This window comes from Halogranum amylolyticum (assembly GCF_900110465.1).
Lineage (GTDB): Archaea > Halobacteriota > Halobacteria > Halobacteriales > Haloferacaceae > Halogranum > Halogranum amylolyticum.
The window spans coordinates 285,964-310,557 of sequence record NZ_FODV01000005.1; the positions used below are offsets into that span (position 1 = coordinate 285,964).

Below are 24,594 nucleotides of genomic sequence, written 5' to 3' on the forward strand. Positions count from 1 at the left end.
CGCCTTTTAAGCGAACTCCGCCCCTACGAACGGTCATGCCGATGAAAGGCTCGGGTCAGAGCGAACTGCGCGAGATCGACCGCTGGGAGGACGGCGTCGGCTGGATCGCCTACCCCGACGAGGAGATGCAGCGGGCGAGTCACGCGTTCGTCGCTGACGACGGTAGTGTGTGGGTGGTCGACCCGGTCGACGCCGACGGGGTCGACGACCTGCTCGCGGAGTTCGGCGACGTCGCCGGCGTCGTCGTGATGCTCGACCGGCACAAGCGCGACGCGGCCGACGTCGCGAACCGTCACGACGTCTCGGTGTACGTCCCCGACTGGATGGCGGACGTCGCCTCCGAGATTGAGGCACCGGTCGAGCGGTTCGGCCGTGAACTCGCCGACACCGGCTATCAAGCCCTTACCGTCCGTGACTCGGTGGTCCCGCCGTGGCAGGAGGTCGGGCTCTACCACGAGGAGAGTGGGACGCTCGTCGTCCCCGAGTCGGTCGGGACGGCGGACTACTTCCTCGCGCCAGGCGAGCGTCTCGGCGTCCACCCCATGCTCCGACTGTTTCCGCCGGAGCGCCAGCTGGGACGACTCTCACCGGAGCGCATCCTCGTCGGACACGGCGAGGGTGTGACCGAAGACGCGACGTCGGCGCTCCGGGACGCACTCGACGGTGCACGCCGGCGAACGCCCGCGCTGTACGGTAAGACGCTCCGAACGTTCATTTCGGGATAGTTTCATTCGTCGGAACATTTTTGTGAAGCGAGTGGAAACAGTTGGTCATATGAACACTGTGTCGGTCGACGCCGGACGCGACGGAGGTGCGGAACGGTGACAGTCTCCATCGCGACACGAGAGACCGACACGGGACTCGCGGTGTCCGACGCCGTCGAACGCCGCCAGTTCGTGCTCGAGACGGAGACGGAACTGAACCCGGTCGCGGTCGACACCGACCGGTTCTGGTTCCCCGTCGACGAGGCGGTCGGCGTCGAGACGACGTCGCTCACACTCCCGAGCGTCGTCGCCACCTACGTCCGCACGGGCGACGGCGAGATGCTCGCGGAGGTCGATCACTTCGACAGCCACGACTTCCCGGTCGGCGAGTACAGCGTCGAACTCTGCGCGCCGATCAAGCTCTACGTCTACACGGATGGACCGTTGACCGTCGAGTCGATGGCCGACCGGATGGAACTGCGCTTCGACGACGACGCGGAGGTGCTCGTCGGCGCGCGATCCCACCACAAGCGCCCCGAGGCGACGATCACGACGACGGCGGACCCCCGTGATCAGATGGCCGCCGTCTCGGCGCTGTCGTCGGCGCTGAAGACGACGACCTGCGAGCGCTCCTATCCGACGCTCCGGGGACATCCGCCGACGATCGAACTCGGCGACGAACTCGACGTCCCCGACGAACTGTCGTCGCCCGACACCGGCGTCCGTATCGAGATTCCGCCGACGCGCCGCTACCTCTATCCGGTGGCACCGCTGGCGTACTATCTCGGTGCGACTGTCGAGGTCGGTCCGACCCCACGGATCGTCACGGACAGCGGGTTCGAACATCCGCTGGACTCGCCGCGCGGTTACGAGCAGGAGGTCGAGCGTGTCCTGAAACAGACGTTCTTCTTCGACTGTGTGACGCGGACGGAGGGCTACTACAAGGTCGATCTCCACGAGCGGGCCGCAGTCGAGGAGTTCGTCGCGCTCGATTTCGCCGACCTCTACGACCGCTCGCTGGCGGAGCAGCTGGAGGCGTACCTCGACGTCCCCTACGCCGTCGTCGAGGACCACGTCCCCGAGTGGAAGCTGACGACGCACGTCGACCCGACGCCCGAGAACGCCGAACTGCTCCCGTTCCTCGTCAACGACCTGGCGGTCGTCCGCCTGCCGCAGGGGCAGTCGGTGTCGCCCTCGGAGGCGCAGATGGCTGCCATCGACGACTTCACGCGCGACGACTTCACCCGAAGTGCGACGGACGGCGGCACCGGCGCACCGGCGCTCGTCCAACCCGAGCAGACCGACTCGCTCGAACAGGCGTGGGCCGGCGAGGACGCGCCGGTCGGCGCGAGCAAGGCGTCGGTGCAGGCGTTCCGCAACCGCCTCGACCGCACCGCCTCCGACGGCGACATCGACATCACCGTCGTCTGCAACGACGACGCGATGGGCGAGGAGGGGAACCTCGCCGAGGAGGTGTACGGTTCGCGCGAGGATCTCCCGTTCGACGTCACCATCTACCGGAACCTCTCGACGGTCGCCCTCCAGGCAGTGCTGGAGACGGAGATGGACTTCCTGCACTACATCGGTCACATCGACGACGAGGGGTTCGACTGCACCGACGGGAAACTCGACGTCGACGACCTCGACACCGTCGGCGTCGACGCGTTCCTCCTGAACGCCTGCCGCTCCTACGACCAGGGGATGGCGCTCATCGAACGCGGTGCCATCGGCGGCGTCGTCACGCTCACCGACGTCATCAACAGCGGCGCGGTGCGCGTCGGCAAGACGATGGTCCGGCTATTGAACCAGGGGTTCCCGCTGCGAGGTGCACTCAATCTCGCTAAGCAACAGTCGATCGTCGGCGGGCAGTACATCGTCGTCGGCGACGGGAACGTCGATGTGGTTCAAGCAGATGGAGGGACGCCAGCCCATTTTGATATTGAACGGCTCGACTGTGGATTTGAAGTCGCTGTTCATAGCTATCCCGCAGGTAACTGGCAGATGGGAAGTATCACTAACCTCGGTATCAGCGACGTCGATACGAGTTACATTGCATCTGGCGAGCTCGACACATTCGAGATGTCTACCGCAGAATTAAGCGAATTTCTCGAGATGGGCAGTGCGCCAGTTCTCGTTGATGGTCAGTTCGTTTGGTCAGATGATCTAGACCTTTTGGAAGTCTAAGTTCACGGGCCGCTGCAAGACGCAAGATGGCCTGCTGCTGCGTTCCCTGCCTGCGACAGCAGCAGCATCATCGTGAACAGCGCGCCGATCATTCGTGGGTTCTCCGCCAGGTACGCTTTGAGCATTGCGTCGGACATTACAACTGGTACGATGCACCCCGATACTATAAAATTTCCTACACTTTTCTGACAGTATAAAGTAGAATTATACTCGACCAGGTCGGGAGACACAGGGGTTCCACCTAAGTAAGAAGCGCTTACGGGGGGTTCAGGCGAGGTAAGATCCGCAGAATCGCCGACGGGGTTATGCGGGAGAGTCCCGTAGCTGTGGTGTGGTTTACGTGACACGCGGTCTGCTCGACGTGCTCCTCGACCTCGCTGAGGACGCAGAGCCGAAGGAGTTGGACGTCACGCTCTCGTCGACGCCGGCCGAGAAGTTCGACACCGACCTCGGACTCGACCCCGAGACGCCAGTGCTGACGCACTTCGTCCTCCCCGAGGCGGGGTGGCCCGTCTCCGCGGTGTTCGGGATGGACATCGGCACGCCGGCGGGTCGCGGCCGGGCGCGATTCGTCACTCACCCGCAGGGTCGACTCGAAGTCACCCAGCGAGACCATCTCGCGGCCGTGGTGCTCGTGGCGGTGCCGCCGTGGGACGAGCGGTCCTACGCCGCCTTCGACCGTTCGGGACGACAGCTGGAGCTCGTCGTCCTCGACGTCGAACCGCCACAAGAGTCGTTGGCGTAGGAGTCGTCTCGGCGACGCTCCTGCTCGGTTACTCCAGGTAGCCGAGGTCGGTCAGCTGGTCTGCGATCTCCTCGAACTCCGCTTCGGTGAGCCGACCGGACCGCTGATGCTGGATGACGATGCTCCGGAGGAGAAAGCGGACGAGATCGCTCGTGCTGGAGAAGCTCGTCCCCTCGATCGTGTCTTCGACGCGTTCGGCGAGCTCCTTCGGGATCGAGACCGTGGTGTACTCGGTCATAGTCGGCCGGAAGGTGTCGTGCGGGATAAGTCCTGCTTCCGGCGGTCACAGGGGGTTTTTGTCGGTCGAGTTCATACCCGGGAGCGATGGGAGTCAGGCCGCCACAAGGAGGGGACGACTCAGCCCCCGACACGATCGAGTTCGGTATCGCCGCCGTGAACGCACGCCTCGACGAGACGCAGCTCACGTTCCCTGCGACACGTGAGGAGATAGTTCGGGCCGTCGACGACACTGCCGTCCCGTGTGACGCTTCCGGCAACACCCTCGATCTCGCGAAGGCGCTTGACGAACTCCCGAACGACCGGTTCGACACGGAGACGGAGCTCCTCAATCAGCTCCATCCGGTGTTCGAGGAGCACCGCACGACGACTTCGACGAGCGTGGTCGGTCGACTCCGCGGGATGCTCCCGTTCTAACGCTCGTCGTCGGAGAACGTCCCACTTCTCTCGGCCGGCTGTCGCGCTTCGATTTTCTCGAGTCGGTCGACCTGTTCGCGGTGAAGACTGAGTATCATATCCGAGAGCACGCCGAACATCAACAGCTGGACGCCGAACAGCACCGCGGCGGCCGAGACGACGGCGAGCACCTCGTGTGAGACGCGCGGCACGCGGACGAACCACTCGTAGCCGACGTAGCCCGCCAGTACGAGTCCGACGAGCGTCGACGCGAGGCCGACGCTCCCGAAGTAGAAGAGCGGGTTGTTCGTCTTCGCTCGGCGGTAGAGTTCCAGAAAGATGATGCCGCCGTCCCGGATGGGGTGGAGGTTCGTGTCCGACCCGTCGGGTCGGGGACGGTAGGTGATGGGGACGACCGCCGTCCGGACGTCGTGTTTCGCGCACTCGACGGCCATCTGCGTCTCGATGCCGAACCCGTCTGCGGTGAGGTTCAGTCGCTCGAACGACTCACGGGTGAACGCCCGGTAGCCGCTCAGGATGTCGCCGTAGTCGTCGCCGTGGATGAGCGAGAACGCCCGATTGGTGAAGCCGTTGCCGACCTTGTTCAGCCGCGTCATCGCGCCCGTCTCCATGTCCGCGAAGCGGTCGCCGATGACGTGTTCGTACCCCTCCGCCAGCGGTTCGAGCATCCGGGTGGCGTCCTCCGGTCGGTACGTCCCGTCGCCGTCGACCATCAACACGTACTCGAGATCGACGTGGGCCATCGCCTCGCGGACCGCCTGTCCTTTCCCCTCCCCCGACTGGACGACGACGTGTGCGCCGTGGTCACGGGCGATGTCGCGCGTCCCGTCCGTCGATCCGCCGTCGACGACGAGAACGTTCGAGAACCCCTCGCGGCGGAAGCCGGCGACGACGCCGCCGATCGTCTCGGCCTCGTCGTAGGTGGGGACGAGGACGCACACCTCGTTGGGAGAGATGCTCGTCGCTTCGGCCGCGACCACTGTCTCGACGGGGTCCATTGGCGGCAACTGGACGCGGCGACGGTAAAAGGGCTTCTGAACCGCGTGAAACATTCCACGGCCTTTATCGCCCGGTGTAATACACTCACCCGCATGAACGCACTCGTCGCCGTCGCGGTACTGTCCGTCGGCGTGACGGCGCTGCCGTATCTGGGGTACGTCGCCCTCTACGCTCTGGTTCGTCCCTCCGGTTCGCCGGCGACGAAACGCGCCTGCGAACCGACCGTCAGCATCGTCCTCCCGACGTACAACGAGGCGGCCATCGTCGAACGGAAACTCGACGACCTCCTCGCGCTCGACTACCCCGCCTCGAAGCTCGAACTCGTCCTCGCGGACGCGAGCGACGACGGCACCGCCGGCGTCGTCCGGTCGTACCTCGCCGACCGCGACGGTCCCTCGCTCACAGTTCTCCACGACGACGAACGCCGCGGCGTCGCGCCGGCGTTGAACGACGCCTTCCAGCAGGCGACCGGCGACGTCGTCTTCCGCACCGACGCCGACTCCGCGCTCGCGCCCGACGTGCTCCGGGAGGCCGTCGCTAACCTCGCTGACGCCGACGTCGGTGCCGTCACGGGCCAACAGACCGAGGTGCTCGGCGACAGCGAGGTCGAAGCTGACTACCGGGGGATACTCGCGAAACTCCAGAGTCTCGAGTCACATCTCGACTCGACGTTCATCTTCCACGGCCCCTGTTTCGCCTTCCGCCGCGAGGCGTTCGTCCCCATCGACCCGGAGTCGCTGGCCGACGACACCGAGGTCGCACTCCGTATCCGCCGCGGCGGGTGTCGCGTCGTCATGGACCCGGCGCTGCAGTTCACCGAGTCCGGCGTCTCGGAGTTCCGGAAACGTCGCCAGCGGAAAGACCGCCGGGCGATGGGGCTGCTGAAACTGCTCGTCCAGCACCGCGACATGCTCGGGCGGTACGGCCCGTACGGTCGCGTCGTCCTCCCGTTCAACTGGTGGTTTATGATCGTCTCGCCGTGGCTGTTCGTCCTCGACGTGCTCCTCGTCACGGCGGCGGCCGTCTCGCTCGTCGGCCCGTTCGGACTGCTCGTCCCGCTGGCCGTCCTCGGCTTCGGCTACCTCGGCCAGCGCGACGGGCTCGGCCCGCTCCAACCGCTCTACGCCGTCGTCGACTCGCAGGTGTCGCTGCTCGTCGCGAGCGTGAAACTGCTCCGCGGCGAGGGCAGCGGCGTCTGGGAGATCGACCGCGAGTCGCGGGAAGCCTTCGAATGAGGGTCCTCCAGGTCACGACGCGGTATCCGCCCCACACCGGTGGCGTCGAGACGCACGTCGCCGAACTCGCCGAGCGCCTCGTCGCCCGCGGCCACGAGGTGACCGTCCTCACCGCCGACGCCCGGTCCGCGGACGCCCCGCGTCGCCAACGACGGAACGGCGTCCGCGTCGTGCGCCACCGCGGCGTCGCCCCCGGCGGCGCGTTCCACGTCGCGCCCGGCGTCGTCCGGTCGGTCCGGGACAGTGACGCCGACGTCGTCCACGCGCACAACTACCACTCGCTGCCGCTGCTGTTCGCCGCCGTCGGCGACGAACTCGGGACGAACCGACGACGCGGCGACGGCGACCGCCCGCTCGTCGCGACGCCCCACTACCACGGGGCGAGCGCCTCGGACCGCCGCGACCGACTGCTCTCGCTCTACCGACCGCTCGGCGGGTGGGCACTGCGTCGGGCCGACGCCGTCGTCGCGGTCAGCGACTGGGAGCGACGGGCGTTACGACGCGATTTCGGCGTCGACGCCCGGGTGATCCCGAACGGTCTCGACGTCGAGCGGTTCGCCGACGCGACCCCGGCCGACAGTGAACGACCGTACCTCCTCTCGGTCGGTCGACTGGAGACGTACAAGGGCGTCCAGCACGCGATTCGCACACTCACGGAACTCCCCGACTACGACCTCGTCGTCGCCGGAAGCGGTCCCGACGCGGACGAGCTACGGCGTGTCGCCCGCGAGGCCGGCGTCGCCGACCGGGTCGAGTTCCTCGGCTACGTCGCCGACGCCGACCTGCCGGGACTGTACGCCGGTGCGTCCGCGTTCGTCACGCTGTCGGGGTTCGAGGCGTACGGGATGACCGTCGCCGAGGCGCTGGCCGCGGGCACGCCCTGCGTCGTCCGCGAGGCCGGTGCGCTCGTCGACTGGGTCGAGCGAGCGGACGTCGTCAGCATCGCCGACGGAGACCAGACGAACCCCCGGACCGTCGCCGACGCCGTCGAAGCGGCCGTCCTGCTCGACGCACCGAGCGAGCCGCTGCCGACGTGGGAGGACGTGGTCGCGGAGACGGAAGGGGTGTACGAGTCGGTGGTCGCATCGCAGTAGAGCTCCGAGACCGTCAGGACTCGACCGGTTCCAGCATCGGCAACGTGTGTCGGAGCGTCTCGCGGAAGTGCGGACTGACGGCGAGCAGCGTGAGGAAGTAGACCGCCGCCCCGAGGCCGACGTCGACGAGGAGCAGCGGCCACCCCGTGACCGGGAGCAGCGTGCGTTCGACGCCGAAGACGACCAGACACATCAGTACCCCCGCCGCGAGCTGGTCGGCGATGGGACGGGTGACGACGACGCCGCCGTAGTCGGTGCGGGCGACGTACTGGTAGGCGACGAGACGGAGCGCCTCGGCGACGACGGTCGAGGCGATGACGCCGACCAGTTGGTACTCGAGACCGAGGACGATCGCCAGCGGGAGGTGGACGAGCACCGTCCCGACGTTGACGCGGAAGACGACCGCCGGTCGATCGGTCCCCTCGAGCGTCGCCTCGAACGGGAGCCGATAGACGTTGAACAGCTGGTAGAGCGTCAGGCCGACGAGCGCCGGCGCGGCCCCTCTGAACGACCCCGAGAGCAGCGTGACGACGATCTCGGTCGGCATCGCGAGCGAGCCGAAGAAGAGTGGGACGGCGATCAGCCCCGCGTAGGAGACGGAGTTCGCGAGGTCCGCACGGACGCCTTCGCCGACGGAACTCAGCCCGCTCGATTTGACCGTCAGGGCGTCGCGGATGCTCCCGGCGAACATCGCCGCGGGCATCGCCAACTGCGCGCCGGCGCTGTAGAAGCCGACGGCGGTGCTGCCGGCGACCCACTGGACGATGAGCACGTCGGCGCTATCGTAGAGGTTCTTCAAGAGGGAGTTGGGGACGCTGAACCGAGCGAAGCCGTAGACGCGCTTCGCCGAGCGGACGGTCGGCATCGACGGCGTCACCTTCGCGAGAACGGCGGAGAAGACGCCCGTCAGCAGCGTCGCCGACGCGAGGCCGATCGTGAGCCCGAACGCGCTCAGGTTCAGGAGGACGAACCCGAGTTGGAACAGAAAGGTGAGGACGCTCCGCGCGCCGTCGACCCACGAGGCTCTGGCGGGGTAGCCGATACCGGCGTAGAAGCGGTTGGTGATGTCGAACAGGCCGAGAGTGACGCCGATGGCGACGACGCCGGCGGCGAGTTCGAGCGTTCCGAAGTAGTCGGCGGCGAACGGCCGCAGGAGGACGAACCCGGCGACGACGAGCGCAGTGAACCCGAGGTGGACGAGTAGCCCGACGCCGAGATACCCCGAGGGGTCTGAGTCGACCTCGCTGACGCGCTTGCGGAGCGCGAGGCCGACGCCCGCAGGGATCTGGACGAGGACGAACGCCGCGGCGACGACGGTCTTGTAGTCGCCCCACACCTCCGGCCCGAGCCAGTTGGCGAAGAGGAGGAAGCCGCCGAAGCCGACAGCCGCCATGATCGCCTTCGACCCGACCGACAGCAGCGTCTCTCGACCGATGCTCAGCGACTGGGTCTCCTTCATCGCTCAGAGGTAGCCGAGGTCCTGCAGTCGGTCCTGCGTAGCCTCGTCGATGTCCGGACCTTTCCCTTCGGCTTCCTCACCCCGCTCCGCCCGGCGCTTGTACGCGGCGATCTCCTCGTCGAAGAACGTCGCGTCGAGGTCGGCGTAGGGGACGCCCTCCTCGACACGCTGTTGCCAGCACGGCCGGTCGTGGTCGAGTTCGTAGCGGTCGCTGTCGCCCAGCGAATCCCACTCGATCTTCTCTTCGGGGTCGTCGACGCCGTAGACGCAGCGGAGCATCCGGTTCCAGTACTCGGGGTTCTCCGGCGGGCTAGCGATGCTGCTACCGATCAACTCGGCTGGTATCTGCTCGTCGAACACGTCCGGCGTCTCCCCGTCGGCGAGGCCGACGATCAGTTCGCCGAGGCGGAGCTGCGAGAAGTAGCCGTGTTCCTCGGCGTCGTAGTCGCAGTCTTCGGGCGGGTTGACGAGATACATCGGGACGTGTTGGAGCCCCTCCGAGAGACTGGAGTCGTGGCCGAACAGGTAGTCTTCGGCCTCGTAACCGAGGTTCTCGCCGTGGTCGGCGGTGATCACGAACGTCGTCTCCTCGTCGGTGGCGGCCTGCACGTCGTCGACGAACTGGACGACCTTCCTGTCGAGATAGTCGATGGCTGCGGCGTAGAGCCCACGGTGGGTCTGGACGTCGGCCATGTTTCGCTCCAGCCCCTCCTTGCCGTTGAGGTTCAGGTCCCACTTGTCGTAGTCGCCGGAGGACCACGTGTTCGAGGCGTTGTGCAGCGAGCGGTCGTAGCCTCGGACGTGTCGCAGCGGCGCGTGGGCGTCCATGAAGTTCGTGAACAGGAAGAGCGGTTCGGGACTCGTGGAGACGGTCTTGACTCCCTCGCGGGCGATGATGCTCGCGCCCTCGTCGAGCAGCTTGGGGACCGGGAGTTTCGCGAGCGCCTTGTCGAGTTCGACGGCCGCGCCGTTGGCGAGGCTCTTCAGCGGGTGGTCGTGTTCGAGACAGGCCTTCGCGAACGAGACGAACTTCCTTGCGCCCTCACCTTTGTGTTCGTAGCCAAACCGCCCGACGTGAATCCCCTCGGGGAACCGCCGATCCGGCGAGACGTCGCAGAAGTCGTCGAACATGCGGTCGAAACCAAAGCCAGACGAGGCGTAGACGTTCGCGGAGACGCCGGTGGCGAAGTGGTCCGGCAACCGCGCGAGGAACGTGTCTTCCTTGGCGATGCCGGAGAAGTCGCGGTTGTGGTCGTGGACGCCGTGCTGGTGGGGGAGTTCCCCGGTCATCATGCTGGCGTGACTCGGGATGGACCACGAACTCGCGGCGCGGCACTGCTCGAAGGAGACGTCGGCACGCGCCTGGAGGCGGGGGGCGTACTCGTCGAAGAAGTCCTTGCGGACCGTATCGAGACAGATGAGGACGACGTTACGCATTACGCGGAGGGTCGGCAGTCGGGCGTATAAATCGCTTGGACCGCGGGTCGGCGTCGACGTTCGGCGGACAGCGTCGCCCGCCACACGCCTCAAGGGGGAGACGGCCGTAGACGTCGGCCGACAAGAGAACTCCAGAAATGTCAGGACGCGAACTATCCGGGTCTGACGATCCGATACAACAGCATTGGAAAGCGGTCACGGGACTCGCGACCACCGCGTTCGTCCTCCTCGTCGCGCTGGTGATGCTGTTCGACGTCGCGGTCCCGCAGCGTGGCCTCGGTCTGTTCCGGGCGGTCTCGGTACAACTCGGGAGCGTGCTGACGGTCGCCGGGGGGGTCACACAGTTCGGAGATCCGTGGTTCCTCCTGTTGGCCGCCACGCTCGTCTACCTCGCCGGTGTCGACCGCTCGCTCGTGGAGGGGCTTCGCGGCGGCGCGTTCGTCCTCGGCGTGACGTTCAGTGCGTTCTCGCTGACGGACCTGCTCAAGAACTTCTTCGTCGCTCCACGTCCCCCCGGTGCGAGCACTGCCACCGTCCCGGAGTGGCTCCCCGGTGGCTTCGGTGGCGTGTTCAGGAGTATCACGACCGGCACCGGGTACGCGTTCCCGAGCGGGCACGCAATCGGGACGACGGCCGTCGTCGCGGCGTTGGCGTACACACTGAACGTCGGGTCGCGAGCCAGCCGGTGGGCCGTGGGAGCCGTCGTCGTCGCGTCCGTCACGGCGTCCCGCGTCGTCCTCGGCGTCCACTTCCTCGTCGACGTCGTCGCCGGTGTCCTCGCGGGGTTGAGTCTCTTCGCCGTCGCCGCTGCCGTCGGCACCAGAGAGCCGTCCCGTGTGTTCGCCCTCGGGATCGGAGTCGGCCTCCTGGCGGTGGTCGCGAGTGCGACCTCGCCGGCCGGTGAACTCTGGAAAGCGGGTCAGTGGCTCGGTGCCTCGCTCGGGGCGGGGGCTGCGTGGTACGTCGCGCGCCCGTCTCTCACGCTCGACTTCCGCGGCACGGTGGTCGCCGGCGTCCCCATCGCCGCGCTCTGGATCGGGATCTACGTGACGGAACCGCCGCTCGTCGTGACGGTCGTCGGGACCGCACTCGCGGCCGCGACGACGATCGCAGCGCCGACGCTCGTCGGTCGACTTCGGGGTTCGACGACCGCTTGAACGTCAGGCGCGAGCTCCGGCGATCCGAAGTCGTCGGTGTCCGCTTCTCACCGGTGTTTAACATCTGCCCCGTGAGACGGGCAGACGATGCAACAGGTCGTCCTCGTCACCGGCTGTGACTCCGGTATCGGCTACGCGACGGCCGAGCGGTTCGCACGCGCCGGCTGGACCGTCTACGCGACCGGACTCGACAGCGACGCGATGGCCCCGCTGACCGACCTCGGCTGTCGGACGTACGAACTCGACGTCACCGCCCCCGGACGGGCGGAGCGCGTCGTCGCCGACGTCGTCGCGGAGGCGGGACAGATCGACTGCCTCGTCAACAACGCCGGCGTCGGCGTGACGGGGGCGCTCGAACACGTGCCACCGAAAGACGTCGAGGCGGGACTGAACGTCAACGTCGCCGGCGTCCACCGACTCGTCCGAGCGGTGCTCCCGGTGATGCGCGAACAGGAGACAGGGAGAGTGATCACCGTCGGCAGCGTCGTCGCCTACTGGCCGCTGCCGGGGATGGGCGCGTACACCGCCAGCAAGTACGCCGCCGCGGGGCTGATGGACGCGCTCCGTATCGAGCTTCGCCCTCACAACATCGACGCCGTCCTCGTCGAACCCGGCGTCACCCGGACCGGGTTCATGGAGACGGCGATGACGACGGTCGACGCGTGTCGCGAGATCGGTCGCGAGTACGACGACCTCTACCGGATGCTCGGCTTCTGGCTGCCGTTACTGACGCGAACCGGCAGCACGCCCGAGGCGGTCGCAGACTGCGTCCACGAGGCCGCGACGGACGACGCGCCGAACTGGCGATATCCGGTCGGCTGGCAGGGACGACTGTTCGCGGCGTTCGGGCGACTCCCGGCGTCGGTTCGAGACCGGCTCTGGTCGGTCGCGGGCGGCGTGGCACGAGTGGCCGAACGTCTGCCCGGCGGCCGGTGAGAGGGGCGGTTACTCCATGTAGCCGAGGTCTCTCAGGTGCTGGACCGGTGTGTCGGAGGAGGCGGCGGTGTCGTCGGCGTCGGTCGCGCCCGTGTCGTCGAACTGCGCCTCGAGCCACTCGCGGACGTCGTACACCGACTCCGGGAGGGGACCGTCGACGCCCTCGGCGGCGACGAGCGCCTCGAAACTGTGGGTTCCTGGGTTCTCGTCGTCGAGCCAGCCGACCTGCATCCCGTGGTCCGAGAGGACGACCAGTCGGTCGACGCGCTCGCGGAGGAACCCGACTTCCCTGTCGATCCACTCGTACGTCTCGCGCAGACGCTTCTCGCGCTCGGCGTAGGTGTGGCCCATGATGTCGACGACGTGGGAGTGGACGCCGGCGACGGGGACGTCCCACTCGCTGGCGACGGCCAGCCAGCCGAGTTCCTCGCCCGCGAAGCCGACCAGTTCGCGTCGGAGTCGCTCCTCGGTGATATCGCCGCCGCTGGCCATCGCCATCAGTCGCCACGCCTCGCGGACGTGGTCGGCAGGGGTGATCCCCGGCCAGTAGCGGACGACACCCGACTCGAAGAGGTGACTCGCGTCGGTCTGCGCCATCGAGCGTTCCTGCCCGGCGCGTTGGAACGGTCGGCCCAGCGTCGAACGTACCTCGCGCGGGAGATACTGCGTCAGCTTGCTCGCGGCGCGGAGCGCCGGATGCTCCCACTCGTTGGCGTCGCCGACGACGCCGTGGTCGTCGGGACCGAGGCCGGTGGCGACGGTGGGCCAGACCTCCATCGTCCGCGGGAACTCGAGCGTGTGAGCGTAGCTCTCCAACTTCGCGTGGTCGTCGAGCAGGAGGTTCGCACAGTCCCACTCGCGGGCGAGACGCACGTCGGCCGCGTCGAGCGCGAGGACCGCGATGGTGTCGGTCATTGCTCGGGATTCGCCCGCCTGCGGTGTTATATCGTTCGCTCGTCCTCGCCGACCCGAGTCCGTCGCTGCGACCAGCCCTCTGGAGGGGAACGCTCGTTCCGACAGACAGAATATCAATCACAACCTACAATTGTCGGTAGCAGAACTTGCAGGACGATGCCCTCCAGACGCACGTACCGACTCGTCTTCTTGGCTCTCCTCGTCGTCTCCTCAGGGTTCCTGCTCAACGGTTATCTCACCTCGACCGCACGGGGCGGCGAGGCCGAACTCGCCCGGCAGGCGACGTTACCGGCCGACGAGCGGACACAGGTCGCCGCCGAACGCGAGGGGATGACCGTCGTCACAACCTCCTCGCGCCCCGGGAGCCAGGCGGAACTGGTCGCGTTCAACCCGAACGGCACCGTCGCCTACTACAACAGTTCCTTCCGGAAGTTCTTCGACGTCGACCCGGTCCCCGGAACCGACCGAACCGTCGAGTACGTCGCCTCGCGGAACCTGCCGAACGACCAGTGTCCCATCGAGGCCAACCGCGAGGAGTGCATTCTCAACGCCGTCGTCCGCGTGAACGTCTCGACAGGTGAGACGAGTCACGTCTACGAGCGAGTGACGCACAAAGACTGGCACGACGTCGACCGTCTCGGCCCTCATCGACTGCTCGTCGCCGACATCGCCGAGGACCGCGTCTTCGTCGTCAACACCACCACTGGGATGCAGGACCTCGCGTGGGACGCACAGGCCGACTACCCGATTCAGGGCGGCGGCTTCTACCCCGACGACTGGACCCACATGAACGACGTCGAACGGTTGGACGACGGCCGAATCATGGTCGGTCTCCGCAACCAGGATCAGGTCGCCTTCGTCCACCCCGAACGGGGACTGCAGGAGAACTGGACGCTCGGCAGCGAGGACGACCACTCGGTGCTCTACGAACAACACAACCCCGACTACATCCCCGAGACGCAGGGTGGTCCCGCCGTCCTCGTCGCCGACTCGGAGAACGGCCGGGTCCTCGAGTACCAGCGCTCGGACGGAGAGTGGAACACGTCGTGGGCGTGGGCCGACAGCGAACTCCAGTGGCCCCGTGACGCCGACCGCCTGCCGAACGGCCACACGCTCGTCACGGACTCCAACGGGAACCGCGTCGTCGAGGTCGACCGCGCGGGCGACGTCGTCTGGAGCGTCGCCGTCGACACCCCCTACGAGGCCGAGCGGTTGAGCACGCCCGACGAGAGCGGAGGCGGCGAGAGCGCCCAGCGGCTCGGTCTCGACTCTCGCGGCGACACGGGCGCGGTCGAGTCCACAGACGAGGACGAGCAGCGCCACGCCAACCTCTCGCGACAGCTGTGGAACCTCATCCAGGGACTCGTTCCGAGTCTCCTCGTCAACGGCGTCGTCTTCGTCATGCCCGCGTGGGTCGGCTTCCGCGACGTGCTGACCGTCGTCGGGATGGGAGCCATCGCGTTCGTCTGGGCGGTCGCCGAGTTCCGGTGGTCGGCGTGGGAGCTTCGATCGCCGCTCCGGCGTCGGAAGCGCTGAGATAGAAGGCTTTTATCCTCCCGTCGTGGCCTGTAGAACAATGAGAGGGTCTCGATGGGTCTGACAGACACCGCCTCCTACGTCCTCGACGGCCTGCGCGAGAGCTACGACGACCCGTTCTGGTGGCGAGAGCGCGTCTTCGAGTTCCTCGTCGGCCCGTTCCACACGAACGTCTACCCGACCCGGAAGGGGTCGGTCAGCGTCATGGACGAAGACTGGGACACGCTCGTCCTCCTCGACGCCTGCCGGGCGGACTTGTTCGCCGAGCGAGCGCGACTAGCCGACTACGACGACTACCGGACCGTCACCAGTCGCGGCAGCACCACCCGCGAGTGGGTGCGACAGAACTTCGCCGGCGGCGACTTCGGCGACACGGTGTACGTCACCTCGAACCCCTACGTCTCGCGGGAAGCGGGCGACGCCTTCCACAGACTCGTCGAGTGCTGGATCGACGAGTTCGACGACGAACGCAAAACTGTCCCGCCGGAGGCCGTCGTCGAGGCGGCCAAGCGCGCCCACGAGGAGTACCCCGACAAGCGCGTGATCGTCCACTTCATGCAGCCACACCACCCCTTCGTCGGCGAGCACGAACTTTCGTTCGCCGGGTGGCAGATCGAGGGCGAGACGCACGGCGACGAGAGCGACGGCATCGAACCGGACCACCCGACCGACCGGAAGCGTCCCTACACGCCGTGGGACGCCCTCTGGATGGGTCACGTGTCGAGAGACGATCTCTGGCGGGCCTACGGCGACAACCTGTCGCTCGCGCTCGACGCCGTCGACGACCTGCTGGCTGACGTCGAGGGTCGCGTCGTCGTCACCAGCGACCACGGCAACATGCTCGGCGAGCGGACGTTCCCGCTCCCGCTTCGGGTGTACGGCCACCCGAAGGGGGTCAGAAACCGCGAACTCGTCGAGGTGCCGTGGGCCGTGAGAGACGTCGGCGAGCGCCGGACGGTCCGGGCCGGCGAGACGCGTTCCGTCACCGACTCGGACGCCGACGACCTCGAAGACCGACTCGCCGACCTCGGCTACGTCTGAGATGAGCCGGAACGACTCACGTCGCCAGACGCGACCGAACGTCCTGCTCGTCGTCCTCGACAGCGTCCGCGCCGGCAACACCTCGCTGCACGGCCACGCCAACGAGACGACGCCGTTCCTCGACGAGTTCGCGACCTCGGCGACGCGGTACGACCAGGCGCGGTCGCCGGGGTCGTGGAGCCTCCCGAGTCACACGAGCGTCTTCACCGGGCTCCACGTCGCCGAACACGGGGTGACGGAGCCGACGCACCGGCTGGCGGCCGGCAACACGATCTTCGAGGAGCTGCGGAGCGACGGCTACGAGACGGCCGTCTTCTCGGAGAATCCGTGGCTCACCGTCATGGACGTCGGGCTGGACGCCGGGTTCGAGACGGTCTCCGGCGCACAGAACGTCCTCTTCCCGGAGGCGGCGAACCCGACGGAGTTCACGGCCGCCGAGGGACAGGGTCAGTACGTGGCGTATCTCAAGCGCTGTCTCGACGACGACCACCCGATCAAGTCGCTGCTCAACGGGGTGGGGACGAAACTCGCGTGGGACCACCCGGAGCTCGTCCCCGACTGGCTGGTGGCGTCGGCTCCGGCGAGCGCCTACGTCGACCGGTTCGTCGACTGGCACGGCGACCGTGAGGGATCGTGGGCGGCCTGCATCAACCTCATGGACGGCCACGCCCCCTACGAACCCGCACCGGAGCACGACCTGTGGGGCGGCGAACGGTTGAGAAAGCTCCAGGCCGACCTCGGGAAGCACGTCTGGTCGTTCCACGGCGGCGACGCGCCATGGTGGCAGTGCCGGGCGTTCGAGGCGCTCTACGACGGCGCGATCCACCAGATGGACGCGCAACTGCGACGCATCGTCGAGACGTTGAAGCAGCGCGACGAGTTGGACGACACGCTGCTCGTGGTCACGTCGGACCACGGCGAGGCGTTCGGTGAACTGTCTCGACTGAAGGGGACGAAGCTGGTGGGACACGTCGAGGGGGTCCACGAGTCGCAGCTACACGTCCCGCTCGTGGTGAAGCGTCCGGGGCAGGAGACGGGCGAGCGGGTGTCGGCTCCGGCTTCGTTGACCAACTTCCCAGCCGTCGTCCGTGCGGTGCTGGACGGCGACGACGAGCGGGCGGAAAGCGGGTTCGCCGAGGGGCCGGTGGTGGCGTCGTCTGCGGGGTTGACCGAACCGAACACGAAGCTCGCACGGGAGTACTGCGACGCCGACGACCTCTGGCAGTTCCGCGGCGAGATGCGGGCGGTGTTCGAGGACGACGCGAACGACGACGTCGACGGCGCGGTGCTGAAGTACGCCGACTGGGCGGACGAGGCCGTCGACGTTCGCGTGGTCGAAGCGCACGCCTCGTACGTGCGCGGACGGGACGACAGCGGTCGGGTCGAAAGGGTGTTCGACGGGTTCTCGGACGCCGGGGTTCGCGAGACCGGAACCGACGTCGACGACGTCGACGACGCGACGCGCCAACGGTTGCGGGATCTCGGGTACGCCGAGTGAACGGGCGACGACAGCGTCGACCGCCGTTGTTTGTCTCGGGCGACGGGACTAAACGAACGACGTGCGAACGGAGAGACATGTCGGAGAGTACGTCCGGCGAGCCCGACATCGAGGCCCTGCGAGCTGCGCGAGAGGAGGCACGAGAGACGCTCGACGGCCAGCTGTCGACGCTCGACGACATCGACGCGAAGGCGCTGTCGGTGTTCCGGTTGAACGTCGCGCTCGTCGGCGTCCTGCTCTCGGCGCTGTCGGTGGCGGCGACGGACGACCTCACGACGACGGCGGCGTTCGTCAACCCGGCTGTCGGGACGAGCGTCGCGCTGTTCGTCCTCTCCGCAGCGACGGCCGGGTTGACGTACACGACCGCCGGTCGACAGGTCGGTGCCGGACCGGCGGGGCTGGAGGACGCCCCCAACCGCTCGGAGCGAGCGTTCCTCGTCTGGCTCGTCGACGGCTACGCCGACTGGATCCGATACAACGAGCGGGCGAACGTCCGGAAGGCGCTGCTGGCCACGCTCGCGGTACTGGGGACCGTCGCGGGCGTGCTCGCGTTCGGCGTCGGCGTCCTGGCCGCGGTCACGGGCGAACTCCTCCTTCCGGGGCTGGCCGCCGTCGTCGTCCTCGCCGTCCTGGGGGCGTTCGCGAACGTCCCGGGACAGCTGCGACGGCTGGCCAGCGAGCGGGTGACGCGGCAGTCACACGACCTGACGACGACGGGCCAGCGGACGTTCAAGGGCGGCGACCACGAGCGGTAGACACGTTCGAGGGCGGCGACTCGACCCGGACCGACTCGGTCCGTCTCGCACCGTCCGTTTCGCCCCGGTTCCGTCCCGTTTATCAGGCCGCCACGACTCACGACGAGTAATGCCGCGGTACAGCGTCGCCGTCTGTAGTTACAACATGGCCGAGACGGTCCGGCCTTCCCTCCGGAGTATGCTCGAGCAGGTGGGCGACGACTTCGAGTTCGTCGTCGTCGACGGCGGGTCGACCGACGGCACCGTCGAGCGACTCCGCGAACTCGAGGCCGAGGACGACCGCGTTCGCGTCGTCGCGCTCGACCCCGACCCCGATCGTCGCCTCGGTGCCGACCGTCAGCGCTCCATCGAGGAGTGCGACGGCGAGTACGTCCTCACGCAGTTGGACGTCGACGACGTCTACGAACCCGTCGTCGAGGACTTCGTCTCTATCTACCACGACCTCGAGGCGGGCGTCGACCGCGAGTTTCTCCTCTCGGGGACTGGTATCAACATGGCCCCGAAGTCGCTGTATCTGGAGCTCCCCTACCGCAACCTCGCCAGCTCCGAGGACCGGGACCTGTGGCGACGGCTGTTCGCCGCCGACGCCATGCTGTGGCTCGAGCACGCACAGATCCGCGAACAGATCGGCTACGAGAAGTCGCTCTCGGACCGCCTCCGCCGCGACTGGAGCGGGAAGGTCGCCGACGCACAGGTCGGCATCGACTTTCTGTCGTGTCTGCGCTGGAGCGTGAGCCACCCGCGCTACTACATCCTCGAGGAGCGGCGCGGCCCGCTCGGGCGAGTCGCCAAGAGCCTCTACGACCTCGTGACCTACCCGCTGGCCTACTACGCCGCGCGGGAGCTCCCGCGGTTCGAGACGCCGCCCGGACTGGAACGACGCGGGACGCTCGAACGCCTCGTCGCCGAGGCGCGAAAGTCGCTCTCGGAGTTGGAAGCCGAGTACGAGGTGTCGGTCGACCGCGAGGCCCTCTCGGCACGCGGTCGGCAGTTGTTCTGTCTCGACGAGCCCCCTCGGGCCGACGGGTAGTTCTTCCCGCGAGAACGCCGTCCGCAACGAGGCCAGAGATGGGCCAGAGAACGTCAGACGCCCGAAATCGGCCCCAGCACGGTTTCACAAGGCTTATGGAGTTTTTTCGAGTCTGTCCGCCCAATGAGTGAGCGTAGCGAGAGTGCCGACGAACGCTCCGTCCTGAGCACGGACGGGTCGTTCGTCGACGTTCTTCGAGAGAAGTATCACGTCCCCGCCCTCCTCGCCGTGGTGGCGGTCATGTTGTACGTGCGTCTGATCCCCTATGGGAAGTTCATCGTCGACGGCGAGGTGCTCTTCTCGGGGAACGACGCCTGGTATCACCTCCGCGAAGTGCAGTACACCGTCCGGAACTGGCCGAGCACCATCCCGTTCGACCCGTGGACCTACTTCCCGTTCGGGACGAGCACCGGCCAGTTCGGGACGCTGTACGACCAGATCGTCGCGACGGTCGCGCTGATTCTCGGACTCGGCAGCCCCAGTGAGCAACTAGTCGCACAGACCCTGCTCGTCGCACCGGCCGTCTTCGGCGCGCTGACCGCGATTCCGGTCTACCTCGTCGGCAAGCGACTCGGCGGGCGGTTCGCCGGTGTCGTCGGAGCGGTCGTCCTGATGCTCCTCCCCGGAACGTTCCTCCAGCGGACGCTCGTCGGCGTCGCCGACCACAACGGGGTCGAACCGCTGTTCCAGGCGTTCGCCGTCTTCGCCCTCCTCGTCGCCTTCGGCGTCGCAGAGCGCGAGAAGCCCGTCTGGGAACTCGTCGCCGACCGCGATCTCGACGGGCTTCGAACGCCGCTGCTCTGGGGCGTCCTCGCCGGCGTCGCCACGGCTCTCTACATGTGGGTGTGGCCGCCGGGTGTGCTTCTCGTCGGCGTCGTCGGCGGGTTCGTCGTCCTCAAGCAGGTGAGCGACACCGTCAACGGCGGCAGTCCCGAGCCCGTCGCCTTCGCGGGCGCGGTCTCGATGACCGTCACCGGACTGCTGATGCTCCTGCAGGTCGACACGATCGGCTTCACGGCGACGCGCTTCTCGCTCATCCAGCCGGGGCTCGCCTTCGCCGTCGCCGCCGGCAGCGTCTTCGTCGCGTTCCTCGCCCGCCAGTGGGAACGGCGTGACGTCGACCTCCGGACCTTCCCCGTCGCGGTCTTCGGTCTCATCCTCGTCGGCCTCGGCGCCCTCGCCGTCGTCGCGCCCGACGCGTTCGGTACGATCCGGACGAACCTCCTGCGGACCGTCGGATTCAACGCCGGCGCGCAGACGCGGACCATCGCGGAGGCCCGCCCGTTCCTCGACCCGCAACTGCTCGGGAACTCGTCGCCGGCCCAGCAGATCATCGGCGAGTACGGACTGACGCTGTTCGTCGCCGTCGTCGCCGCCGGCTCTATCCTCGTCCGACCGCTGCTCCGGAAGGGAGAGACGCGCGAGTACGCCTACGTCGGCGTCAGTCTCGCCGTCGTCTCGCTCGTCTTCCTCGCGCCGGGCATCCTCCGCGCCCTCGCCGAACCGCTCGACGGCACGTTCGCCAACATCCCGGTGACGTCGCAACTGCTTGGGCTGGTCGTCGTCGTCGGGCTCATCGTCGGAGCGACGCTGTTGACGCGCTACGACGCCGAACAGCTGTTCGTCGTCGTCTGGGCGGCGTTCATCACCGCCGCGGCGTTCACGCAGATCCGCTTCAACTACTATCTCGCCATCGTCGTCGCTGTCCTGACCGGCTACCTCGTCGCGGAGGCCGTCGGCCTGCTCGACCTGCGGTCCGTGACGACCGACCGGTCGGCCATCGGCGGCTGGCAAGTGATGATCCTCGCCGTCATCGCCCTCCTCATCTTCGCGCCGCTGGCCGGTCTCGGTGCCGCGAGCGGTGCCGCGTGGGAACGTTCCGAGCGCCACAACCCCGGTTCCATCACGCAGTGGGACGACAGCCTCGCGTGGATGCAAAACGAGACGCCCGCCGAGGGCAACTACGGCGGCGCAGGAAACGAAGCGGAGATGGACTACTACGGGAGCTACGAGGAGGGCCAAGGCAACCACGACTACCCGGAAGGTGCCTACGGCGTCATGTCTTGGTGGGACTACGGTCACTGGATCACGGTCCAAGGTGAACGCGTCCCGACCGCCAACCCGTTCCAGCAGGGGGCGACGACCGCCGCCAACTTCCTGCTCGCACCGAGCGAGAGCGACGCACAGAGCGTCCTCGGCGGGCTGGACGACCAGCACGTCGACGAGGGGAACCAGACCCGCTACGTGATGGTCGACTACCAGATGGCGACGCCGGGACAGAAGTTCGGCGCACCCATCGTCTTCTACGACGCCGACAACGTGAGCCAGCAGGACTTCTACTACTCGCTGTACCAAGGCGACCGACAGCAGGGGTTCCGGCCGGCCGCGACCGTCAACCAACAGCGCTACTACGAGAGCATGATGGTCCGGCTGTACCAGTACCACGGGAGTTCCGTGACCCCCCAGCCGGTCGTCCTCGACTACGAGATGCAGACGGTGACGAACCCGAACACCGGCGAGTCGTTCAACATCCGGACGTTCCCCTCGGGCAACGAGAGCGCCCTCAAGCAGTTCGACAACATGAGCGCCGCCCGTGACTTCGTCGCAGAGGAGGGGACCGCACAGATCGGTGGGGTCGGTAACATCCCCTCCGAGCGCGTGCCGGCGCTCGAACACTACCGCCTGGTGAAGGCCAGCGACTCCAGCGCTCGCACCCAGCAGGGGTCCAGCCCCGCGTGGGTGAAGACGTTCGAGCGCGTCGACGGAGCCACCGTCGAGGGAAGCGGCGCACCCGCCAACGCGACGGTGACCGCCAGCGTCGAGATGCAGGTCCCGTCACAGGACTCCACGTTCGTCTACACCCAGCGAGCGCAGACCGACGAGAACGGCGAGTTCGAGATGACGCTGCCGTACTCCACGACGGGGTACGACGAGTACGGCCCCGAGAACGGCCACACCAACGTCAGCGTCCGCGCGAACGGCTCCTACACCTTCAGCACCGGGCTGACCGCCGAAGACGACGGCTCCGTCGTCGCCTACCGCGGGTCGGCCGACGTCTCGGAGGGACAGGTGATCGGCGAGGACGACTCGCCGACGCAGGTCGAACTCGACTCTCAGGAGTTCGGTAACCAGAGCGCCGGCGAGACAACGGCCGACAACGAAACTGCAACCGACAACGAAACCGCAACCGACAACGCCACCACCACCACCGGCGAAGAGAACACTACCGTGACCGACGACACGACGAACGAGTCGACCGAATCGCTGTCAGCACCGGCGGCCGTCGGTGCCGACACCACAGCCATCGCCGAACCTGCGGCCACCATCCACCAGTGATGACAACCGACCTCCGCTCGTGGCTGTCCGTCTACCTCAAGGGGCTCTGTATGGGCTCTGCCGACGCCGTCCCCGGTGTCTCCGGTGGCACCATCGCCCTCATCACGGGTATCTACGAGCGACTCATCGGTGCGGTCACCGGCATCGACGTCGACCGCATCCTGACCATCCTCGGCGGCCTCCGGCCGGGCCACCAGCGCGAGGCCTACGACGCGTTCATGGAGATGGACGGCGTGTTCCTGCTCGTCCTCGGAGCGGGTATCGCGTCGGCCGTCGTCGCGGTGACGCGTCTCCTCGAGTGGGCCATCGAAGAGATCCCCGTCCTCACCTTCGGGTTCTTCTTCGGCCTCATCCTCGCGTCGGCGATCGTCCTCTACACCGAGGTCGAACTCGACACGCCGGGACGCGTCGCCGCGGCCGTCGCCGGGTTCGTCGCCGCCTTCGTCGTCTCGGGGTCGGCCTCGGCGGCGTTGGACGACAGCCTCGTCTTCGTCGTTCTCGCTGGCGCGGTCGCCGTGAGCGCGATGATCCTCCCGGGCATCTCGGGGTCGCTACTGCTCCTCATCCTCGGGAAGTACGAGTTCATGGTGACGACGCTCAAGGAGTTCACCGACGGCCTGCTCGACGTCGCGCTCGGTCAGGCGTCGGCGTCGTCGCTCGTCGCCGACGGCACCGTCGTCGTCGCGTTCGTCGGCGGCGCGCTCGTCGGCCTGTTCACCATCGCCCACGCCGTCAACTGGGCGCTCGAACACTATCGCGAGGCGACGCTCGCGTTCCTCGTCAGCCTCATCCTCGGCGCGCTCCGCGCGCCGGTCGGCGAGGCGACGCGACAGCTCGGGACCGGCGAGACGGTCGACTACGGCGTGTGGACGACCGAACTCGTCGGCGCCTTCCTCGTCACGGCCGTCGTCGGCGCCGTGTTCGTCCTCGCCGTCGACCGCTACACTGCCGCCGACATCAACTACTGACGACGACGCGACGGACGACTTCTTCTCTCTCGACGTCACTCGCGGGCGACGCCGATGTTGTGGACTTCCCCGTCGCACTCCGGACAGGTCGCCACGTGAGTCGGACTCGTGGTTCGGTGACCGCACGACCGACACTCGTAGTACCGCCGCTCCGGAGTGTACGGGTCGAGCGCCGTGTTGTGTAGTACCATGGTGAAATTTGACGAGTCGGGTCTGATAAGCGTTCGGCTGGAACACCTTACAGAGATACTAGCACATAAGACCCGATAGTGGCGTGACTGCCTACAGTTTTGAACGTGCGTCTAAATCTTAGAGTCGGTCGGCCGTCGAGTCGACCGTTCTGTCACTCGCTCCGCCGAGCGACGCAGACGAACGTCTCGCGACGCGTCTCGGCGTGCGTGACCGTGAACCCGGCGTCGCCGAGCGTCGAGACGGCGTCGCCGAGCGAGAACCGCTCCGCGCGGGGCGGGCCGTCTTCGCCCTCGCCGTCGGCGCTCCAGTCGACCGTCACGAGTCGGCCGCCGGGGCGGAGCACGCGGTGGAGTTCGGCGAGTGACTCGTCGCTGGCGTACTCGTGGTAGGTCATCGTCGAGAAGGCGGCGTCGAGCGCTCCGTCGTCGAGCGGAAGGTCGTCGACGTTCGCCGTCACCGTCTCGACGTTCTCCGGAAGCCCCTTCTCGCGGTACAGGTCGTGCATCTCCGACTGGACGTCGACCGCGTAGCAGGTGTCGACGTAGGGAGCCACGTCGTCGGTATAGAACCCCGTCCCGCTCCCCAGGTCGGCGACGACCGTCGAGGAGTCGAGAGCCAAGAGGGAGAGCAGTTCCTCGCGGGAACAGAAACGGTAGCGACTCGGGTCTTCGAGGTCGGCGGCGCGGTCGACGTCGAACGTGTGAAACCCCATAGGGTCG

Annotated in this window: 22 protein-coding genes and 1 pseudogene; 15 read left to right on the forward strand and 8 right to left on the reverse strand. The window is 67.4% G+C overall.

Annotated elements, in window-relative coordinates; translation table 11 throughout:
• Positions 1 to 35: 35 nt before the first annotated feature.
• Both BSG17_RS12440 and BSG17_RS12445 read left to right on the forward strand, forming a co-directional pair.
• Positions 36 to 725, forward strand: coding sequence for a hypothetical protein (locus BSG17_RS12440; RefSeq protein WP_170864793.1), 690 nt, complete (start codon positions 36 to 38; stop codon positions 723 to 725).
• 96 nt (positions 726 to 821) lie between these two features.
• Positions 822 to 2,888: a hypothetical protein gene (locus tag BSG17_RS12445; protein WP_089824520.1), complete on the forward strand. Its 2,067-nt coding sequence runs from the start codon at positions 822 to 824 to the stop codon at positions 2,886 to 2,888.
• 2 nt (positions 2,889 to 2,890) lie between these two features.
• On the opposite strand, the gene BSG17_RS28260 is transcribed toward BSG17_RS12445, so the two are convergent.
• Positions 2,891 to 3,025, reverse strand: a complete 135-nt coding sequence (locus BSG17_RS28260; protein WP_280141172.1) for a DUF7503 family protein — start codon at positions 3,023 to 3,025, stop codon at positions 2,891 to 2,893.
• 197 nt (positions 3,026 to 3,222) lie between these two features.
• Between BSG17_RS28260 and BSG17_RS12450 the strand changes: the two are divergent.
• A pseudogene (locus BSG17_RS12450) lies at positions 3,223 to 3,633 on the forward strand (hypothetical protein); the annotation flags it as partial.
• A gap of 28 nt (positions 3,634 to 3,661) precedes the next feature.
• Here the strand turns inward: BSG17_RS12450 and BSG17_RS12455 are convergent.
• Positions 3,662 to 3,871, reverse strand: coding sequence for a ribbon-helix-helix domain-containing protein (locus tag BSG17_RS12455; protein WP_009365655.1), 210 nt, complete (start codon positions 3,869 to 3,871; stop codon positions 3,662 to 3,664).
• 86 nt (positions 3,872 to 3,957) lie between these two features.
• Between BSG17_RS12455 and BSG17_RS12460 the strand changes: the two genes are divergently transcribed.
• Positions 3,958 to 4,287: a DUF5789 family protein gene (locus BSG17_RS12460; RefSeq protein ID WP_089824525.1), complete on the forward strand. Its 330-nt coding sequence runs from the start codon at positions 3,958 to 3,960 to the stop codon at positions 4,285 to 4,287.
• On the opposite strand, the gene aglJ is transcribed toward BSG17_RS12460, so the two are convergent.
• On the reverse strand, positions 4,284 to 5,285 hold the full coding sequence (aglJ, locus tag BSG17_RS12465) for an S-layer glycoprotein N-glycosyltransferase AglJ (RefSeq protein WP_170864794.1): 1,002 nt from the start codon (positions 5,283 to 5,285) through the stop codon (positions 4,284 to 4,286). The genes BSG17_RS12460 and aglJ overlap by 4 nt on opposite strands.
• 93 nt (positions 5,286 to 5,378) lie before the next feature.
• On the opposite strand from aglJ, the gene BSG17_RS12470 reads away from it, so the two are divergent.
• Positions 5,379 to 6,521, forward strand: coding sequence for a glycosyltransferase (locus BSG17_RS12470; RefSeq protein WP_089824527.1), 1,143 nt, complete (start codon positions 5,379 to 5,381; stop codon positions 6,519 to 6,521).
• The gene (locus BSG17_RS12475; RefSeq protein WP_089824529.1) at positions 6,518 to 7,615 is read left to right on the forward strand and encodes a glycosyltransferase family 4 protein; all 1,098 of its coding nucleotides are present in this window, start codon (positions 6,518 to 6,520) and stop codon (positions 7,613 to 7,615) included. The genes BSG17_RS12470 and BSG17_RS12475 overlap by 4 nt, the downstream gene beginning before the upstream one ends.
• Positions 7,616 to 7,628: 13 nt before the next feature.
• On the opposite strand, the gene BSG17_RS12480 is transcribed toward BSG17_RS12475, so the two are convergent.
• Together BSG17_RS12480 and BSG17_RS12485 are read right to left on the reverse strand one after the other, a co-directional pair.
• Positions 7,629 to 9,074 (reverse strand): lipopolysaccharide biosynthesis protein, encoded by a 1,446-nt coding sequence (locus tag BSG17_RS12480; protein ID WP_089824532.1) that lies wholly within the window; start codon positions 9,072 to 9,074, stop codon positions 7,629 to 7,631.
• Between the two features lie 3 nt (positions 9,075 to 9,077).
• Positions 9,078 to 10,511 (reverse strand): sulfatase-like hydrolase/transferase, encoded by a 1,434-nt coding sequence (locus BSG17_RS12485; protein WP_089824534.1) that lies wholly within the window; start codon positions 10,509 to 10,511, stop codon positions 9,078 to 9,080.
• A 137-nt stretch (positions 10,512 to 10,648) separates the two neighbouring features.
• Between BSG17_RS12485 and BSG17_RS12490 the strand changes: the two genes are divergently transcribed.
• The gene (locus BSG17_RS12490) at positions 10,649 to 11,668 is read left to right on the forward strand and encodes a phosphatase PAP2 family protein (protein ID WP_089824535.1); all 1,020 of its coding nucleotides are present in this window, start codon (positions 10,649 to 10,651) and stop codon (positions 11,666 to 11,668) included.
• An 87-nt stretch (positions 11,669 to 11,755) separates the two neighbouring features.
• Complete coding sequence (locus BSG17_RS12495; RefSeq protein WP_089824540.1) at positions 11,756 to 12,604, forward strand: SDR family oxidoreductase; 849 nt, start codon at positions 11,756 to 11,758, stop codon at positions 12,602 to 12,604.
• 9 nt (positions 12,605 to 12,613) lie between these two features.
• On the opposite strand, the gene BSG17_RS12500 is transcribed toward BSG17_RS12495, so the two are convergent.
• Complete coding sequence (locus BSG17_RS12500; protein WP_089824542.1) at positions 12,614 to 13,519, reverse strand: alkaline phosphatase family protein; 906 nt, start codon at positions 13,517 to 13,519, stop codon at positions 12,614 to 12,616.
• Between the two features lie 156 nt (positions 13,520 to 13,675).
• Between BSG17_RS12500 and BSG17_RS12505 the strand changes: the two genes are divergently transcribed.
• The 7 genes from BSG17_RS12505 (at position 13,676) to BSG17_RS12535 (ending at position 23,683) form a co-directional block, all read left to right on the forward strand.
• On the forward strand, positions 13,676 to 15,055 hold the full coding sequence (locus BSG17_RS12505; protein ID WP_089824544.1) for an arylsulfotransferase family protein: 1,380 nt from the start codon (positions 13,676 to 13,678) through the stop codon (positions 15,053 to 15,055).
• 54 nt (positions 15,056 to 15,109) lie between these two features.
• Positions 15,110 to 16,096: a hypothetical protein gene (locus BSG17_RS12510; protein ID WP_089824546.1), complete on the forward strand. Its 987-nt coding sequence runs from the start codon at positions 15,110 to 15,112 to the stop codon at positions 16,094 to 16,096.
• 1 nt (position 16,097) lies between these two features.
• Positions 16,098 to 17,594, forward strand: coding sequence for a sulfatase (locus BSG17_RS12515; RefSeq protein WP_089824547.1), 1,497 nt, complete (start codon positions 16,098 to 16,100; stop codon positions 17,592 to 17,594).
• Between the two features lie 77 nt (positions 17,595 to 17,671).
• Positions 17,672 to 18,349 carry a hypothetical protein gene (locus BSG17_RS12520; RefSeq protein WP_089824549.1) on the forward strand — a complete coding sequence of 226 codons (678 nt, stop codon included), beginning with the start codon at positions 17,672 to 17,674 and terminating at the stop codon, positions 18,347 to 18,349.
• 109 nt (positions 18,350 to 18,458) lie between these two features.
• The gene (locus BSG17_RS12525; RefSeq protein WP_089824551.1) at positions 18,459 to 19,379 is read left to right on the forward strand and encodes a glycosyltransferase family 2 protein; all 921 of its coding nucleotides are present in this window, start codon (positions 18,459 to 18,461) and stop codon (positions 19,377 to 19,379) included.
• A 123-nt stretch (positions 19,380 to 19,502) separates the two neighbouring features.
• Complete coding sequence (locus BSG17_RS12530; RefSeq protein WP_089824553.1) at positions 19,503 to 22,715, forward strand: oligosaccharyl transferase, archaeosortase A system-associated; 3,213 nt, start codon at positions 19,503 to 19,505, stop codon at positions 22,713 to 22,715.
• The gene (locus BSG17_RS12535; RefSeq protein WP_089824555.1) at positions 22,715 to 23,683 is read left to right on the forward strand and encodes a DUF368 domain-containing protein; all 969 of its coding nucleotides are present in this window, start codon (positions 22,715 to 22,717) and stop codon (positions 23,681 to 23,683) included. Before BSG17_RS12530 ends, BSG17_RS12535 begins: the two co-directional genes overlap by 1 nt.
• Before the next feature lie 35 nt (positions 23,684 to 23,718).
• Here BSG17_RS12535 and BSG17_RS26000 read toward each other — a convergent pair whose 3' ends face one another.
• The gene (locus BSG17_RS26000) at positions 23,719 to 23,874 is read right to left on the reverse strand and encodes a rubrerythrin-like domain-containing protein (RefSeq protein WP_139246601.1); all 156 of its coding nucleotides are present in this window, start codon (positions 23,872 to 23,874) and stop codon (positions 23,719 to 23,721) included.
• 152 nt (positions 23,875 to 24,026) lie between these two features.
• Positions 24,027 to 24,587 (reverse strand): class I SAM-dependent methyltransferase, encoded by a 561-nt coding sequence (locus tag BSG17_RS12540; protein ID WP_089824557.1) that lies wholly within the window; start codon positions 24,585 to 24,587, stop codon positions 24,027 to 24,029.
• Between the last annotated feature and the right edge of the window lie 7 nt (positions 24,588 to 24,594).